Source organism: Methanococcoides alaskense, assembly GCF_027594145.1.
Lineage (GTDB): Archaea > Halobacteriota > Methanosarcinia > Methanosarcinales > Methanosarcinaceae > Methanococcoides > Methanococcoides alaskense.
Window position 1 is genome coordinate 485,146 of record NZ_JAQFFK010000001.1, and the last position, 18,248, is coordinate 503,393.

12 protein-coding genes are annotated in these 18,248 nt (G+C 38.9%); 8 read left to right on the forward strand and 4 right to left on the reverse strand.

Translation table 11 applies throughout. From position 1 onward, the window contains the following. Positions 1-129: 129 nt before the first annotated feature. Both PBV53_RS02330 and PBV53_RS02335 read left to right on the forward strand, forming a co-directional pair. Entirely contained in the window at positions 130-7,374 is a 7,245-nt protein-coding gene (locus tag PBV53_RS02330) for an Ig-like domain repeat protein (protein WP_270095564.1), read from the forward strand. A gap of 21 nt (positions 7,375-7,395) precedes the next feature. Then, positions 7,396-7,848 carry a PGF-pre-PGF domain-containing protein gene (locus PBV53_RS02335; protein WP_270095565.1) on the forward strand — a complete coding sequence of 151 codons (453 nt, stop codon included), beginning with the start codon at positions 7,396-7,398 and terminating at the stop codon, positions 7,846-7,848. Positions 7,849-8,941: 1,093 nt separating this feature from the next. Here the strand turns inward: PBV53_RS02335 and PBV53_RS02340 are convergent. After that, a complete protein-coding gene (locus PBV53_RS02340) occupies positions 8,942-9,586 on the reverse strand; it encodes a MarC family protein (protein WP_270095566.1) in 645 nt (214 codons plus the stop codon). Positions 9,587-9,818: 232 nt separating this feature from the next. Between PBV53_RS02340 and PBV53_RS02345 the strand changes: the two genes are divergently transcribed. From PBV53_RS02345 to PBV53_RS02355, 3 genes are all read left to right on the forward strand, one after another. Beyond that, positions 9,819-10,889, forward strand: a complete 1,071-nt coding sequence (locus PBV53_RS02345; protein WP_270095567.1) for a sensor histidine kinase — start codon at positions 9,819-9,821, stop codon at positions 10,887-10,889. Positions 10,890-10,913: 24 nt separating this feature from the next. After that, positions 10,914-11,159 carry an ATP-binding protein gene (locus PBV53_RS02350; protein WP_270095568.1) on the forward strand — a complete coding sequence of 82 codons (246 nt, stop codon included), beginning with the start codon at positions 10,914-10,916 and terminating at the stop codon, positions 11,157-11,159. A gap of 642 nt (positions 11,160-11,801) precedes the next feature. Further along, positions 11,802-12,428, forward strand: coding sequence for a VTT domain-containing protein (locus tag PBV53_RS02355; protein WP_270095569.1), 627 nt, complete (start codon positions 11,802-11,804; stop codon positions 12,426-12,428). A 40-nt stretch (positions 12,429-12,468) separates the two neighbouring features. On the opposite strand, the gene PBV53_RS02360 is transcribed toward PBV53_RS02355, so the two are convergent. Beyond that, positions 12,469-12,855 carry a hypothetical protein gene (locus PBV53_RS02360; protein WP_270095570.1) on the reverse strand — a complete coding sequence of 129 codons (387 nt, stop codon included), beginning with the start codon at positions 12,853-12,855 and terminating at the stop codon, positions 12,469-12,471. Positions 12,856-13,042: 187 nt separating this feature from the next. On the opposite strand from PBV53_RS02360, the gene PBV53_RS02365 reads away from it, so the two are divergent. The 3 genes from PBV53_RS02365 to PBV53_RS02375 all read left to right on the forward strand — a co-directional run bounded on the left by PBV53_RS02365 (position 13,043) and on the right by PBV53_RS02375 (position 15,363). Continuing rightward, positions 13,043-13,762: a DUF434 domain-containing protein gene (locus tag PBV53_RS02365; RefSeq protein WP_270095571.1), complete on the forward strand. Its 720-nt coding sequence runs from the start codon at positions 13,043-13,045 to the stop codon at positions 13,760-13,762. Positions 13,763-13,947: 185 nt separating this feature from the next. Beyond that, the gene (cuyB, locus tag PBV53_RS02370) at positions 13,948-14,664 is read left to right on the forward strand and encodes a cysteate racemase (RefSeq protein WP_270095572.1); all 717 of its coding nucleotides are present in this window, start codon (positions 13,948-13,950) and stop codon (positions 14,662-14,664) included. Between the two features lie 69 nt (positions 14,665-14,733). Beyond that, positions 14,734-15,363: a hypothetical protein gene (locus PBV53_RS02375; RefSeq protein ID WP_270095573.1), complete on the forward strand. Its 630-nt coding sequence runs from the start codon at positions 14,734-14,736 to the stop codon at positions 15,361-15,363. 169 nt (positions 15,364-15,532) lie between these two features. On the opposite strand, the gene ablB is transcribed toward PBV53_RS02375, so the two are convergent. Both ablB and kamA read right to left on the reverse strand, forming a co-directional pair. Beyond that, positions 15,533-16,372: a putative beta-lysine N-acetyltransferase gene (ablB, locus tag PBV53_RS02380; protein ID WP_270095574.1), complete on the reverse strand. Its 840-nt coding sequence runs from the start codon at positions 16,370-16,372 to the stop codon at positions 15,533-15,535. Further along, positions 16,369-17,676, reverse strand: coding sequence for a lysine 2,3-aminomutase (gene kamA / locus PBV53_RS02385; RefSeq protein ID WP_270095575.1), 1,308 nt, complete (start codon positions 17,674-17,676; stop codon positions 16,369-16,371). Before kamA ends, ablB begins: the two co-directional genes overlap by 4 nt. Positions 17,677-18,248: the final 572 nt, after the last annotated feature.

Genomic DNA, 18,248 nt, shown 5'->3' on the forward strand with positions numbered 1-18,248 from the left:
TGCTATAATCTTACATATATAATATTTATGCAGATATATAACAAATTATAAGGGAATACTATGGAAAAAATAAATATAAATATAAAACGAATCGCTTTTTGTTCATTATTGTTATTAATTGCTATGTCGATGTCCTTTCCCGCAAATGCAACTCCATTTGCAGGCGGAGATGGTACTGCCGGGGACCCCTATCAGATATCAACAGTTGAGCAACTTCAGAACATGAATTCTGGCCCATCAGCCAATTACATTCTGATCAACGATATTGATGCCAGTGTCACTAGCGGCTGGAACTCGGGTGCGGGATTTAAGCCAATTGGCAATTATACAAACAAATTCACAGGTAATTTTGAGGGGCAGGATCATGAGATTACTGGACTGTACATTAATAGACCAACTACAGAATTTGTTGGACTTTTTGGATGGATTGATGTTGGTTCGGAAATTAATAATGTTGGGTTAACAGATATCAATATTACTGGTAAAAATGATGTAGGTGGCCTTGCTGGTGGAATTCAGGGGAATATCACTCTGAGTTATGCCCTTGGTGATGTATCTGGTACTTTCGATAGGGTGGGTGGCCTTGTTGGAAATATTTATTTTGGATATGTTGATCAGAGTTATTCTACCGGTAATGTAACTGGTACTGTTGATTATGTAGGTGGTCTTGTTGGATGGAATGAAGGTTCCGTTACTCAAAGTTATTCCACCAGCAACGTAATAAATAGTGGTGTGTGTACAGGTGGTCTTGTTGGATTAAATCAAAATTCTATTAATGATAGCTATTCTACCGGTAATGTGAATGTTACTGGTTATTATGCAGGTAGCCTTGTTGGAGCTAATATAGGTTCTCTCAATCAAAGTTATTCCACTGGTAATGTGACCAGCAATACCTATTATGTAGGTGGTCTTACTGGTTATAGTGAGGGTTCTGTTGACCAGAGCTATTCTACCGGCAGTGTTACTGGGTTTGTAGATATAGGTGGTCTCGTTGGATGGAACTATTATGGTTCTGTTACTCAGAGTTATTCAACCAGCAGCGTTGTTGGGGGTGGAACTGACAGCAGAGCCGGAGGGCTTGTTGGAGAAAACGCTGGTCCCGTTGATTCTAGTTATTCCACCGGCAGCGTAGTTGGTAATGGTGCAAATGTAGGCGGTCTTATTGGGCAAAATTATGATTCGGTTACCAAAAGTCACTGGGATACTGAAACCTCTGGTTTAAGTACAAGTGCAGGCGGTACAGGTAATACGACGGCTGAAATGAATCTTCAGGCTACATATGTTGGTTGGGATTTCACTTCTTTATGGGCTATCGCAAGTGCTAATAATGGTGGTTATCCATGCCTTTTGAGCAATCCCGCAGAAGTTGTTACTGCAGAGCCAAAAACCTCCCTTCTCGCAGTTCCACTCAACACTATCGACTTCGATTTCGCCAGCTCGACCTATGTTGAAGGCATCAATGTGGAGTTCAACACATCTACGTCGGATGTCAATCTTACACTGATGAGCACCATGAACATTGTGAAGCTTACAGGTGCAAAGAACAATGATGTATGGGTCAATGTACTCGTCGATGGGGATAGTGTGCTTGAAGAGAAAATGAGGACTCTCAGCAAAGATAGGCGTAGTTACGATGAAGGGTCCACAGGTACAAAACCTGTCAGTATTTCGATTGCATCATCTGGTACCCACACCATTATATACGAGTTCCGCAGGACTGGAAACGGTGCTGTAGGGGTCAATGATATTGATATAAGCCTTGTAAAGTTCACCACAGCAGAAGGGAATATGGTAAGGAAGCAGCTTACAGAGGTTGATTATACTCATTCATCTTCTACATTTAGTGATTCTTTCAACTGGTCTGTTAACAAAACAGTTGAGTCCGGAACATTTGTGATTGGAAAGTTCACTCTGGAATCAATACAGGAAGCATCTCTTCAGTACTACTATAAAGAAATGAACTCTGCTATAGCGTCCCCATCATGGGCAAGGTATATGGAGAATAGCGATGATGTGGGTTCGGTCGCCGGTATCGTTGTAGATTCAAATGAGACCACAGCTGCAAATTACAGTATCTTCTCACAAAGCAATTCTGTTGATACTGATGTTGATGGAACAATTCTCGATTTCGATCTGAAAGATGCAAATGGTAGTGAAATTAGCAGTTTCTCAGTTTCAAACGATTCCACTGATACTACTTCAGACATCACTCTTTTATCAGGAACCCATCTCCTGGCAACCAAGAATGTTACCTTGTACAATGGCAGTGGATATTTCCTCTCAATGACCAGTTCTTTCAGTTCAGAATCTGAAAAACAAACACCTACCTATTTCATTGACTGTACTGAAGTGCCTGCAGTTTATTCAAAGAAAGAAAGGTATCTGAATTCAAACACCGATATTGGTAACTCCTACATCTACTTCACTACTGATGGTCTGACACAAGGCGAATCATACAACTTCAACCTCTGGGTCACAGTGGAAGATGGTGAGAGCCTCGTACAAATAGACGAGAACTTTGCTGGTTTTGAGATAAGTGAATTCGATATAACCTCCATCAATACAGCACCCATGGTGGCTATCATTGCACCTGAGCCGGATGCCAATATCTCTGGTAGTTTCTACGTGAATGCATCTATTACTGACAACAATGGTGATGTTTACATTTCCAATTTTAGTTTAAGCAATACCACAGGTGAAGTTCTTTCCTATGATGGTCTCTTCCAGGGCAACCTTTCTGTTGTAATTGTCAGCACTCAGTTTACAGATGGTAACTACAATATTACCTGGAAAGCATGCGAGAATGAATCAACTGAACTTCTCTCTGCGGACAATGTGATTGAGATAACAATAGACAACACTGTCCCTTTCATATCCTTCAATGATGAGACTACGGATGCAGGTAATTTCAGTCAGGACTGGATTCTTGGTAACCTCAGTTTCAGTGATTCCTGGATCAACAGCTCTGCTATCGACCTGTACAATTCAAGTGGGTTGGTCGGTTCCAGTACTTCAGGAGTATCACCTCATTCCTACAACTTTACCTCACTTGCTGATGGTTCCTATCAGATGAATGCAAGTGTTTGGGACTTTGCAGGTAATATCAATTACACCGAGACACGAGGGATACTGCTGGATACTGCTGAACCATCAATCGATCATGGTGTAGGAACTCCATCAGGCAACTTTAGTCAGGACTGGATCCTTGGTAATGTGACTGCAATGGACAGTTATGGAGTTAGCCATCTGACGATATCACTGTACAACAACAGTGGATTGGTAGATTCCAATACCACAGAAGTTAGTAACAGTCTGACCTCTAATTTCACAGGTCTTTCTGATGGTACCTACTACCTGAACTCTACAGTAGAGGATCTTGCAGGAAATATCAACACCACTTCAACATTGACTATTATACTGGATACCACAATGCCAGTGATAGATTTCAATGATGAGACTACGGATGCAGGTAATTTCAGTCAGGACTGGATTCTTGGTAACCTCATTTTCAGTGATGCCTGGATCAACAGCTCTGCTATCTACCTGTACAATTCAAGTGGTCTGGTCGGTTCCAGTACTTCAGGAGTATCACCTCATTCCTACAACTTTACCTCACTTGCTGATGGTTCCTATCAGATGAATGCAAGTGTTTGGGACTTTGCAGGTAATATCAATTACACCGAGACACGAGGGATACTACTGGATACTGCTGAACCATCAATCGATCATGGCGTAGGAACTCCATCAGGCAACTTTAGTCAGGACTGGATCTTTGGTAATGTAACTGCAATAGACAGTTATGGTCTTAGCAGTCTGACGATATCACTTTACAACAACAGTGGATTGGTAGAGTCTAACGCTACAGAAGTTAGTAACAGTCTTGTCTATAATTTCACAGGTCTTTCTGATGATACCTACTACCTGAACTCTACAGTAGAGGATCTTGCAGGAAATGTCAACACCACTTCAACATTGGCTATTACACTGGATTCCACAATGCCAGTTATAGACTTCAATGATGAGACTACGGATGCAGGTAATTTCAGTCAGTTTTGGATTCTTGGTAACCTCAGTTTCAGTGATTCCTGGATCAACAGCTCTGCTATCTACCTGTACAATTCAAGTGGTCTGGTCGGTTCCAGTACTTCAGGAGTATCACCTCATTCCTACAACTTTACCTCACTTGCTGATGGTTCCTATCAGATGAATGCAAGTGTTTGGGACTTTGCAGGCAATGTGAACAAAACGGAGACCAGACACATACTACTGGATACTGCTGAACCATCAATCGATCATGGCGTAGGAACTCCATCAGGCAACTTTAGTCAGGACTGGATCCTTGGTAATGTAACCGCAATGGACAGTTATGGTCTTAGCAGTCTGACGATATCACTGTACAACATTAGTGGATTGGTAGATTCCAATACCACAGAAGTTAGTAACAGTCTGACCTATAATTTCATAGGTCTTTCTGATGGTACCTACTACCTGAACTCTACAGTAGAGGATCTTGCAGGAAATGTCAACACCACTTCAACATTGACTATTACACTGGATTCCACAATGCCAGTGATAGACTTCAATGATGGTGCAACAGATGCAGGTAATTTCAGTCAGGACTGGATCCTTGGTAACCTTAGTTTCAGTGATTCCTGGATCAACAGCTCTGCTATCTACCTGTACAATTCAAGTGGGTTGGTCGGTTCCAGTACTTCAGGAGTATCACCTCATTCCTACAACTTCACCTCACTTGCTGATGGTTCCTATCAGATGAATGCAAGTGTTTGGGACTTTGCAGGTAATATCAATTACACCGAGACACGAGGGATACTGCTGGATACTGCTGAACCATCAATCGATCATGGCGTAGGAACTCCATCAGGCAACTTTAGTCAGGATTGGATATTTGGTAATGTAACTGCAATAGACAGTTATGGTCTTAGCAGTCTGACGATATCACTTTACAACAACAGTGGATTGGTAGAGTCTAACGCTACAGAAGTTAGTAACAGTCTTGTCTATAATTTCACAGGTCTTTCTGATGATACCTACTACCTGAACTCTACAGTAGAGGATCTTGCAGGAAATGTCAACACCACTTCAACATTGGCTATTACACTGGATTCCACAATGCCAGTTATAGACTTCAATGATGAGACTACGGATGCAGGTAATTTCAGTCAGTTTTGGATTCTTGGTAACCTCAGTTTCAGTGATTCCTGGATTAACAGCTCTGCTATCTACCTGTACAATTCAAGTGGTCTGGTCGGTTCCAGTACTTCAGGAGTATCACCTCATTCCTACAACTTCACCTCACTTGCTGATGGTTCCTATCAGATGAATGCAAGCGTTTGGGACTTTGCAGGCAATGTTAACAAAACGGAGACCAGACACATACTACTGGATACTGCTGAACCAGCAATCGATCATGGCGTAGGAACTCCATCAGGTAATTTCAGTCAGGACTGGATCCTTGGTAACCTCAGTTTCAGTGATTCCTGGATCAACAGCTCTGCTATCTACCTGTACAATTCAAGTGGGTTGGTCGGTTCCAGTACTTCAGGAGTATCTCCTCATTCCTACAACTTTACCTCACTTGCTGATGGTTCCTATCAGATGAATGCAAGTGTTTGGGACTTTGCAGGTAATATCAATTACACCGAGACACGAGGGATACTACTGGATACTGCTGAACCATCAATCGATCATGGCGTAGGAACTCCATCAGGCAACTTTAGTCAGGACTGGATCCTTGGTAATGTGACTGCAATGGACAGTTATGGAGTTAGCCATCTGACGATATCACTGTACAACAACAGTGGATTGGTAGATTCCAATACCACAGAAGTTAGTAACAGTCTGACCTCTAATTTCACAGGTCTTTCTGATGGTACCTACTACCTGAACTCTACAGTAGAGGATCTTGCAGGAAATGTCAACACCACTTCAACATTGACTATTACACTGGATTCCACAATGCCGGTTATAGATTTCAATGATGAGACTACGGATGCAGGTAATTTCAGTCAGGACTGGATCCTTGGTAACCTCAGTTTCAGTGATTTCTGGATCAACAGCTCTGCTATCTACCTGTACAATTCAAGTGGGTTGGTCGGTTCCAGTACTTCAGGAGTATCTCCTCATTCCTACAACTTTACCTCACTTGCTGATGGTTCCTATCAGATGAATGCAAGCGTTTGGGACTTTGCAGGCAATGTGAACAAAACGGAGACCAGACACATACTACTGGATACTGCTGAACCAGCAATCGATCATGGCGTAGGAACTCCATCAGGTAATTTCAGTCAGGACTGGATCCTTGGTAACCTCAGTTTCAGTGATTCCTGGATCAACAGCTCTGCTATCTACCTGTACAATTCAAGTGGTCTGGTCGGTTCCAGTACTTCAGGAGTATCTCCTCATTCCTACAACTTTACCTCACTTGCTGATGGTTCCTATCAGATGAATGCAAGTGTTTGGGACTTTGCAGGCAATATCAATTACACCGAGACACGTGGGATACTGCTGGATATTAATGATCCTGAAATAACATTTGATGCCTCCACACTGGAAATTGGTAATCATTCACAGGACTGGATATTTGGTAATGTCACAGCATCAGACAATCTCGGAATAGCAAACATCACATTTTATCTGTACAACAGTACAGGCCTGTTCAATTCCACATCTTATTCAGGAAATGACATGTCAATGAACTTCACATCATTGCCATCAGGAATTTACTACCTGAATGTGAGCGTTGAAGACCTTGCAGGGAATATTGTGATGACAGATACGAAGATGTATGGTATCGATGCTATTGATATGGAAATAACCAATGTAGGCGTAGCATCCCTATCTGATAATTCTGCAATTATTACATGGGATACGAACGAGAATGCAAACTCAACAGTTTACTATGGACTGGATGCAAATCTAACCATGAATGTTTCAAAAACATTATTTATAGTGGACCATAGAATCACACTCGATAACCTCGGGCAAAATACATTGTATTACTACAAGGTCGAAAGCTACGATATGTTCGGATTCAATAATTCATCTAAGATCGGCACTTTCACCACAGATATTAAAAAATCCACTGGTGGAGGTAGTGGCGGTAGCGGTGGTTTCAACTATTACTCCGATGAACCTTTGGAAAACCCGGAGGGAGATAATGAACCATGCGGCTCTGTCTCCGAAGGTACAAAAGCAGTAAATGTCGGAAGCGTTCAGGCAGGCGATACGGTAAAGGTCAGTACAACAGAATATGTAGATGTAGGGGACTGTATGGTCACAGGACTGGACATCGATATGAAAAATAATGTCGATGACATGGGAGTGATTATAACGCAAAGTTCCTCCTCCTCCTAGGAAAATTCATCCGATGTAACGTTGCTCATTGGTAATGGTGCACAGACCTATGGTTTCTTCACCATCGATACCAACAGTCCCGGAAGTACTGAAAGTGCTTTGGTACACATTCGTGTCCCATTTGCATGGTATGAGCAGAACGAGCTTGACCTGACCACAACCATCGCGACCCATTGCGGCGATAATTCAACCGTTTGGGAAGTACTTGATGTTGTTTCTTCTTCAGAAGATGGGGGATATTACTACTTCACAGTGATGACACCTGGATTCTCTGAATTCTCAGTGGCAGCATTGCCATTTGAAATGGCAGTGGAATTCCCTGTGGATGAGGAAGCTATAGCAGATGTAGATCATACAGATGAAGTTGTAGAAAGCCGGATAAAAAGTTCGATGTGGTTTATTCCTGTGATCGCAGGAATACTGGGTATTTTGTTCATCATCATTTGGAAGAGAAGGAAAGATGAAGATGAATAAATGAAGTAAGGGCATCTATCCTTACTACTCTTTTTTTATTTATATGAGTGCTATCATAAAAACTCTTTTTACTTTCTTGGTGCGGTGATATTCCTGAGATGTGACCGCGTATTGACTTCTTCTTTATGTTTTATCCAAAAATCGTTGAGATTGACATGTTGATCTGGTTTCGTAATAATAATTTTGTTCCGAAATAGCTATTGGGAGCCTTTAAACAGCGAAGATAATTACTTCGAATCTCATCGAGCCCACAACACTTCCTTTTTGTTTTTCGAGCTTTACGAGAGGGTATTCAATACTCATAATGACAATTATGATTATTATATATGCAAATACATATAATTATATATAGTCCGCTCTAACTTTATTTTGTTAGTTATGTATGGACACGTAAGATCATCTACTTTTTTTTGGGATATCCGATATATTGTACTATTTATATTATCGGAGTCTGTGTCACAACTGTATTTGCACTGCCATATGGATATGAAGGTAATATTTTTTTAATGCAGACAATGTCTGAATATGGAATATTGGGATTGTTCCTTTTGAAAATATTATTTCTTGCAGTTCTTCTTTTTAATCATTGTGTGCTTATTAATTTCGAACACGAATTGTCACCGGTTCGATTGGATGGATTAAAGCGTTCTGTAGGTGTATTTGGAATCCTTTTAGTGATCAGGTAATTTACTTCCAATGGGGACTCTTTCAGTTCATTGTGCATGTTTTCCTGTGGGCATTATTCTTGATCAAAACCAATGTAAATAAATATGCAGTTGGGGTTGCAAAGCCGTATATTCCGTTTTCATTCTAATTCAAACGTATTCAACCATTTACGCTTATATGGAAGCATTATGGTCTCCTAATTAAACTCACCACATGTGCTCGATCAAATGCCTTTCAATATTCAATATCTTCCTGCATAACACTCAGTATTAGTCACTGTACAGCTCGGATTCGATCAAAATGAATAGGTTCCATCGATATTATGGATCTGATAAATGCTGTATCTCATCTTGAAAGCGACACCAAAACGGTATGTTTTAAGATGTAGGGATCCTTTGAAGAAAACTAAAATAGATAGGGGGAATATTCAAACTGGCAATGAGGCCATGCTCACATAAAGTCCCCAAATGCCGCTGGCGATCATATCTACTGAAATTGCACCCAGGAACAGACCGAATAGCCTGGTAAGTACCAGCATCCCATTATATCCCATTTTTTTGTGTATTCTCCTGGAAAAGAGAAATGTTACCATGGCTATTGAATATGTTATTACTGCTGCGAGTACGATGAGCATTTTTTGCTGAACCACTTCAGCAGTTTCTGTAAGAATTATGGCTGTTGTTATGGTGGCAGGACCTGCCAGGATAGGCATTGCAATTGGAAATATCCAGATATCATCACGTTCATAGGATGCATCTATCTCTTTATCGGTAATGCTTTGTCTTGATATCTTGGCATGCATCATATCAAAAGCTACCATTAAAAGTAATAGTCCGCCAGCAACTTTTACTGAATCAAGACTTATCCCAAGAACATCTAGGATAATGGTTCCTGTGAAAATGAAAAATAAGGAAATGAAAAATGCCAATGTAACTGATTTTTTTGCAATTACGTTCTTTTCACTTAAGCTCAGGCCATTGGTTAGCGTTATAAATGTGATTGCTCCGGTAATAGGGCTTACAATAACAAATAATGTGATAAATGAATAAATGAAATAACCGACATAATCCATTCGTCAATAAAAGTATACTTTAGTTATAAAGAAGGCGATTGGAACATCTTTTTTACAGAAATGTAAACTGGGCAGGTGCTAAAGCCAATTATATTCTTGATCATGATCACTTTGCTTGAAGCGAAATATTTGGAAGTAATTAATTCAGTTTTTGCTCTAGTAAAAGAAATAGAACCCCTTTAACATATTATTATAAGTATAATAATTGTTATATACGAGACTGGGAAATTAAATGGGTACACATAACAATCCACAAATCGTTGTTCGTGATATATTAATTATTTTAGTTTTAACCATTATTGTTGGGATTATCTCTACAACTTTTAATTTATTTGAAAAAATCTTTTTTAAACTAAATGTATATGATCAGTATGGGATATATGAATTATCTTTAGCAGGCATATTTTTAATAGCTTCTCTCTTTGTTTTTTCCTATCTCCTTTATCTTGAGATAAAAAGTGCATCTTTCAAATTAGCTGAATCTAGTACTAATTTTCAGGATATTTTTGACAATTCCAATGGTTCAATAGTCATTTTTGAAGAGGATGGATCGATCATAAATGCAAACATGACAACTTCATTAACACTGGGTTATAGCAAGGATGGGCTATTGAACATGTCTATTCATGATCTGTATGTTTCTCCTCTAAAAATAAAAGATCTCAATAATGAAAATGTTCAATCACATAACACATCTTTTATATTGGATACAGAGGCCATTCACAAAGACGGATCTAGGATCCCTGTGGAAATGAGTAGTAGGTCATTCATCTATGATGGTCATCCCTGTGTGATTATCGATGCCAAGGACATTACCGAACGTAAGAATACTCAAATTGCGATAAATGCAAGGATACAAGCCGAAGAAGCTAACCAGATTAAATCAGATTTCATTGCAAAAATGAGCCATGAGCTACGTACACCTCTTAATTCGATCATCGGCTTCTCACAGTTTCTAAATACTAATCCTTTTGGTAATCTGAATGAAAAAGAGATCAAATATTCAAAAAATATCTTGAACAGTGGAAGGCACTTATTGGAACTGATGGATGAAATTCTTGATCTCGCTAAGATCGAAAATGGGAAAACTTATCTTCAATCTGAAAAGATAAGCTTGCCGATATTCTTTTTGGAAATTGAAGAGATGGTAAAACATCTGGCATACAAAAAGAACATTCAAATCTGTAATCAAGCTCGTTATGAAAGAATTGAAATGTATGCTGATAGATTAAGGATGAGGCAAATATTATATAATCTACTAAGCAATTCTTTGAAGTTCACACCTGAAAATGGCAGCATATAGATTAACGCGATTGATTATGATAATATGATGGAGATATCTGTATCTGATAATGGCATTGGTATTCCCAAAAATATGCATGATGAGATTTTTGAGAGTTTCAAACAGGCTGATCCTTCAATTACGAATAAATATGGTGGCACAGGCTTAGGATTGACCCTGGTTAAGCAATATGTTGAGATGCATGGCGGAAATATATGGGTTGATAGTGAAGAGGGTGCAGGGAGCACTTTTACTTTCACAATACCTTCAAATTCTGACTTACAGCAATGAATGGTTTTGATTTGTTTTAAAATATCTTCTACTACGAATTTCTCAAAATTATCTATATAAGTTATGTTTTTTGGAGCAGCCTATGGCTCTCAATCTGATATATGTGGTAGAAAAGCAATATAAATGGCAGTGATCAGGGGCCGATATGCCGACCTCATCGGGCAATCATTGGGCGACCCTACCCCATTATATTATCCCCATCTCAGGTCGACCTTAAGGATTTACAAATGCCAAATAAACTTTGAATATTTATGGGCTTTCATACCCAATGGCGTTCTACCTTCTGATTCACTGCCTCACCGTACTATTTATGGTACGGTAATGGATAATATGTTTTAAAACTATTAATTGATTTTGATACACAACCTGGTAACAAAAAAGAATCTGACTATGTCTAGATCTTCTTTCCTATGACCGAATGATCCTATATATATTTAATCATAATAAGGTCCATGTGTATGTTTCCAACAAAAAACACAAGGATATGAATATATTCTGGTTAACAAGTACTTAAGATATTTTGATGTAGCATGGAAGTAGCTAAAAGCAATGCTAGCTTTTAATGATCAAATAAGAGATGTTTTCACGCGACAAAAAAAGAAAGGACCTTACATAGAAATGTTCTAATTATTAAGAGGCTCAATGCAGGCAAAAAATGAAACACAGGTTCCACCAAAAAGAGATGATCATGAAATTGGGACGTTTCTTCACCATGTTGGTAATAGGAATATCCTGATCCTTGGGCTAATTGTTCTATTCATAGTTTCATGGTCAATTCTACTTTTTTACTATCCTCCAGGAGAAATAGTCGAAAGGCTGGGAGTACGCAACGTTTACATTTTTGTCTTCCTGCTGGCCATGATAGGTGGAGTTTCCACATTAACCTCCACTACATTCTACACGGCTCTGATCGCAATATCCCTGGGAGGGGTAAATTCGATCGGGATCGCATTGGTTGCAAGCCTGGGTCTTACCTTTGGAGATCTGGTATTCTACTATCTGGGCACAAAAAGCAAGCAATGTATTAAGGGAAAATATGCAGGTAATGTTTTTCGCCTGACAAAATGGATGGAACGGATCGATGACAGGTTGACCATGGTGCTGATCTTCTTTTACTCATTGACCCCTCTTCCAAGTGATGTGATTGCAATAGCACTTGCAATAGTGGGATTTCCATTCCGTAAAATGATCGTTCCGTTGGTTGTGGGTAATTTTACCCTTATCTTTATGCTCGTGGAGATCTCAAAATTGGGATATAGTTTGATCTGAAAGGGGTTGAAAGTACTGGCAAACCATTCATTCGGAATGCTCATGTGAGGAAGTTTCCGGGGAAGAGGTCTGAATGTCCTTGGATCCAGAAAAAAATATGTTCACAGTAGCTGCACAGGGTCTTAAGATCCGACCCTTCAATAATCACCTTATCTACTTCTTTCTGAGGTGTTATGTACTGCGTCATTTCCTCTCCGCAGTGAGGACATTTTATTTTAAGCCATTCCAGTTTGGTTAGTTGTCTTATGTCTTTTATGACCGCTCCCAGTGCATTTTCATAGTTATCTCTGTAAAAAAGGATAGCTGGCATGTGGCTTATCAAAACTGGAAGTTTCTCTTCGTATTCTAACAAAGGGATCATCAACTGATCCGTACCCACAGCCAGGCCGATCTCCTGGTTCACTTTGGGTGATAATGATCCATCCATTGAGAGAATGACGAATACCAAAGCTGATAAGTTCTGCCTCGGAGAGCGATTCGGTCTTTTTGAGCGAAGACGAAAAGCTTTCCAGGTTCAATGCCCACAAGGCAGAGTTTTTTCGAGATATCTACTCATCAAAATAATAGATTGTTGTGCGACATCTATAAATCTTACTCATAGCAAAGTATTTGCAATGTCTGATAGACATCTGCTTCCACCTGATCAGCTGAAAGAAAAGCTTTCAGAACCTGCAATGGACATAAGGTATCTTCTCTCCAGAGGATATAAGAAAAAGAGTGCAATTACTTTTGTAAGCGATCATCACCGATTAACAGAACCGGAAAGACACATACTCACAAGACTTGTTTTCTCACCAAAAAAAGCAGATGACCGCAGCAAAAAGAAGCTCGAATGCTCCCAATTAAAAGGATGCGATATCTTTGTTGACGGCTATAATGTCCTGATAACCATAGAGACTGCACTCAAAAATGAACCCCTATGGTTTGCAGATGATGGATTTCTGCGGGATACAAGTGGAATATTCAGTAATCACAAGATCACGGATATGACCTGTATGGCAGTTGATGAGATGCTCTCAACACTCTCGACTTTGAAAATGAGGTCAGCAACCATCCTTCTTGACTCTCAGATGAGCAACAGTGGAATACTTGCAGAGCTTATCCGCAAAAGATCCAAAGATCACAGATTTAAGGCAGATGCAAGGACCTCCAAACATGTGGATTTCGATCTCAAGGAAGCGGGAGCACATGCAGTAATAGCAACTGCTGACAGTGTTATAGTGGATGGAGTGGAAAAAGTGATTGACATCACGGAATGCTGGATGAAGCAGAATTCGAGATTATTGGAGGCTTTTAGTTTGAATTCTCATATGGTGGATAGGTTCGAAAATTGAGGTAATGTTGTTTTTGTTTCAATCATAAAAATACAAATTAATTTATGCTAATAGCCCAATTAAAACTATGTTCATTGGGATGGGGATAAATTTAATTTAGGCATTCTTTTGCAAGATCATATTTTTCCTTAAAGCATTTGGGTGAGTTGGGAAATATGGCAAAAGGGGAAGTTTGGGGAAATATTATGACAGCTAAAGCAAGTGATAAAACGGTTGGTATTTTAGGTGGTATGGGATCGGAATCAACTGCATATTTTTTCTTAAAGGTGATCAAAAGCACTCCTGCCAGGACGGATCAGGACCATCTAAGGATCATCGTAGATAATAACTCCAATATACCAGATCGTACGCAAGCGATCTTTGGAATGGGGGAAAGCCCTGTAGCTGAAGCACAAAAAACTATCCATATCTTAGAAAATGCTGGTGCAGAGCTCATAGCAATTCCATGCAATACTATGCATTATTTTTATTCTGAACTACAGAACAGCACAAAGATACCCATACTAAACATGATCTCTGAAACTGCATCACACATTTCGAACACATTTCCAGATATTAAAAAGATCGGATTATTAGCTACTACTGGCACACTGGAAACCAGACTATATCATAAAGCAATAAATGATATTGAAATATTAATTCCGGATGATGATTTGCAAAAGAAGGTCATGAACTCAATTTATGGTGAACAAGGGATAAAAGCAGGATACACATTTGGAAGTTCACGGAACGAGATCTTAGAAGTAATTAATGTGCTGATCGACCAGGGTGCAGAAGCTGTAATACTTGGTTGCAGTGAGCTTTCTTTGCTTTCAATTGAAGAAGAAGTATCTGTTCCCTTGATACACCCTTCACAGGTCTTAGCAGACGTGGTCATAAAAACGGCAAGATCGGATACATGACTCCAATTTTAAAAAAGGCTACAAATAAGTATGATCGGCTTTATAACATTATAACTTCTCATTATCTATATGAAAGTAGATGTTCAAGGATTATACCGACAATTCTATGTTGACAAAAACTTTGAGATGGAAGATCTATTTGAATCCCTGATATCAAGATTCAACATTAATAAAGCTCTTTACCCGGGAAGTTTTGTTCATATAACTCCTTCTTTTTTCATTTCAGAAGTCGTATATGTGGATAGTGATAAGCGAGCAAAGAAGTTCTTTGAACAAAAAGATTCAGTTGCTGAGCTGATCTCAAAGAAAAAGACCTATGATGCAGATGCTGTGTTCCATTTCATACCATCTGATTATTTCCGACCCCTTGATCTTAAAGAAAATAGCTATGATCTGCTCATCTCACAATATGCCGGTTTTGTTTCGCAGGCATGTAAAAAATATCTGAAAACAGGCGGGACCCTACTTGCAAATGATAGTCACGGAGATGCAGGGATGGCATTCATAGATCATGATTACGAATTCATCGCTGCTGTTTATGCAAAAGATGGTAGCTATCACATCACAGACAGGAATCTTGGATCCTATTTCATTCCAAAGAAGCAGATCCAGATAACAAAAGAATACCTTGAAAAACTTGGGAAAGGAATAGGATACACAAAAACAGCAAATTCGTATATTTTCAGGCGAGTTTCCTGAGAAGTTGACCGTCCATACAGAAAGTCGATCTTCATGTCCTGTATAATATCACAACAATACAAGGTGCGGAGTAAATATGGATATGAAGACAAAAAAGCGATACAAAATTGTAATAATGAAATAAGAGATGCTTCTCACATAATAAAAAAAGATGAACGAAAAATAAATATCAATCGATCTGTAAATTTCGATACCAAATATTCATGCTTTCAATATTGCCAGATATATTGGTATTATTTACAAGTCTTCCACAATATTCATATCCGCATCTTGCAAACACAATATTCATTCCATAAGAGCTGGCTCTTGCAATAGTATATGCAGTTTTGATACCCTTTGCTTTCATTTCATCTTCCATTTTTCTAAGCAAATATGAAGATAAGCCCTTTCCCTGGAATTCAGGCAATGTTGCAAAATCTGTCATTTCCACATTCGAGTGGCTGTATTCTATTTCAGAAGAAGAAAGTGCAACAATTTTTTGTTCTTTGAAAGCTCCGAAATACACTACATTATCCTCTATTGTTTTTAAGAGGTAATCGGGATCATGTATGGGAAAAGGATAGGTTTCAAATGTTTTTTTATACAGATCAGCCATCTGTGAAATATCACTTTTATCGCATATTCTGATCGAGTATTCAGATGGAACATTGGTCTGCTGATCGTTTCTTTTTGATAGAGCCGTCGTTACCACATTTTCATGCATTTCATTCAAACAGTTGATGCTTCTCTTATCATCAAGGAATTTGCTCATGATAACTGCATTTTGTTTCCCATCATAATATCGTGGGATGGCCGCTTCACAAAGATAATTTCTATCACAAAGAAGTTCTTTGAAAGATTCCGGAACCTTTGTGAATATCTTTGAATAGCTTTCCTTTTCTGCAAGAGCATCCATTTTATCCAGAAGTGAATGCATATCTTCTGGATCTAATTTCATGAGGTATATGCGATCATTATACCTCCCATGCTGGATAATGGAGTTGCCGATCTTCTCAATAGTATCCTTCAAGTCCTTCTCTCCATCCTCTCATTATCTTCAGGAACAAGACTTGTGGTGTCATCATAATCTGCAAGCAGTTTGGAAATGCCAATCCCCTTATACTCTGTAGCATCGTCAAGTTTAAGCTGTAGATCACACTTTTCACAATTTCGATCACAATATATCTGATTGTATGATTCCGGCTCTTTGTAGGAGGTAATAACACCTTCATAATTACGAAGGATCACACGGTTTGTCGACCAGGAAATGATATAATTGGGCATAACCGGTATTTTACCTCCTCCATGAGGGGCATCAATAACATAAGTAGGGACTGCAAACCCACTTGTATGTCCAATCAAATTTTCCATTATCTCTATTCCTTTGCCTATGGGTGTCCTGAAATGGGACAGACCTTCTGAAAGATCACATTGGTACAGATAATATGGACGAACACGATTTTGAACCAGTTTATGAACCAGTTTCTTTATAATTCTCTGGCAATCATTTACGCCTGCAAGCAGTACGGTTTGATTTCCAAGAGGAATGCCGGCATCTGCAAGCTTTTTAAGCGCTTGTCTGGATGAAAATGTCATTTCTCTGGGATGATTGAAATGTGTATTTAGCCAGATAGGATGATGCTTTTTCAAAACCTCCATAAGTTCATCTGTAATTCGGTATGGAAGTACAACTGGCATCCTGCTGCCAATACGGATCACTTCTACGTGAGGAATGCTATTTATTTCAGTAAGTATCCAATCCAGAAAATCATCAGACAACATTAAAGGATCTCCACCTGAAAGTAATACATCCCTTATTTGTGGAGTGTTCCTAATGTACTCGATGCCCTCGAGTATTTTCTCTTTTTCAGGTATGTAATCAATATCCCCAACTTTTCTTTTACGTGTGCAATGGCGGCAATACATGGAACAAACATTGCTTATGTGGAAAAGAACTCTATCAGGATATCTGTGAGTTATACCTTCAACAGGGCTGTCTGTATCCTCTGAAAGAGGATCTTCAAGTTCGTCCACCGATACAATCAGTTCTTCCGGTGAAGGGAATGATTGTAGGAAAATAGGATCGTTTCTGAAATCATCAGAATCTATCAATGATAGGTAGTAAGGTGTGATAGACAATGGGAATTTTTCCAGCGTTTCTTTGAGCTTCTCTTTCTCAGGTGGCTCAAAATTTATTCCAAGCAGTCGCTCGAAAGTATCTATATCCCTAATTGAATGTTTTAATTGCCAATTCCAATCTTTCCACTTATCCAGAAAGTCATCAGAATCGATCATTGTTGCTATTTCTTTTTGTTGCTTACTGTATTTTTCCATTGAAAAACCACGGGTAAAGTTTCGGCTTTAAAATAGCATCTATAATTTACCATCCAAAATTAGCACAAAAAGCACATGGATCTTGAATCAGATAGATACTTCCAGTCACTTTTCATTGACTGTAGCCTATAAAATAAAAATATACCTACATTATTAGGTTGTGTATTTCATAAAATGAAGATAATATATGATATACTTGTCCCCCTTCATAGAAGAGACTAAAATTAGATCTGATATAAATATTGGGAAAAATATTTGCAAATTCAATCAATTTATTGTGAAATCTCGATTTGTTGACGTCACTTACGACTCTCAATCTTTTATGTGTGGTAGAAAAGCAGTATAAATGGCAGTGATCAGGGATCGAATTGCCGACCTTATCGGACAATTTTAGGGCGACCCTACCCCACTGAATTCTCCCCGTCTCAGGTCGACCTTAAGGATTTACAAATGCCAAATAAACTTTGAATATTTATGGGCCTTCACACCCAATGGCGTTCTACCTTCTGATTCACTGCCTCACCGTACTTTTCATGGTACGGTAATAGATAATATGTTTTTAAACTATTAAT

Coding starts and splice junctions, on each gene's coding strand:
- PBV53_RS02350 (WP_270095568.1), top strand. CDS start 10,914: ATGATGGAGATATCTGTATCTGATAATGGCATTGGTATTCCCAAAAAT.
- PBV53_RS02375 (WP_270095573.1), top strand. CDS start 14,734: ATGAAAGTAGATGTTCAAGGATTATACCGACAATTCTATGTTGACAAA.
- PBV53_RS02355 (WP_270095569.1), top strand. CDS start 11,802: ATGCAGGCAAAAAATGAAACACAGGTTCCACCAAAAAGAGATGATCAT.
- kamA (WP_270095575.1), bottom strand. CDS start 17,676: ATGGAAAAATACAGTAAGCAACAAAAAGAAATAGCAACAATGATCGAT.
- PBV53_RS02330 (WP_270095564.1), top strand. CDS start 130: ATGTCCTTTCCCGCAAATGCAACTCCATTTGCAGGCGGAGATGGTACT.
- PBV53_RS02365 (WP_270095571.1), top strand. CDS start 13,043: ATGTCTGATAGACATCTGCTTCCACCTGATCAGCTGAAAGAAAAGCTT.
- PBV53_RS02360 (WP_270095570.1), bottom strand. CDS start 12,855: ATGGATGGATCATTATCACCCAAAGTGAACCAGGAGATCGGCCTGGCT.
- PBV53_RS02340 (WP_270095566.1), bottom strand. CDS start 9,586: ATGGATTATGTCGGTTATTTCATTTATTCATTTATCACATTATTTGTT.
- cuyB (WP_270095572.1), top strand. CDS start 13,948: ATGACAGCTAAAGCAAGTGATAAAACGGTTGGTATTTTAGGTGGTATG.
- PBV53_RS02345 (WP_270095567.1), top strand. CDS start 9,819: ATGGGTACACATAACAATCCACAAATCGTTGTTCGTGATATATTAATT.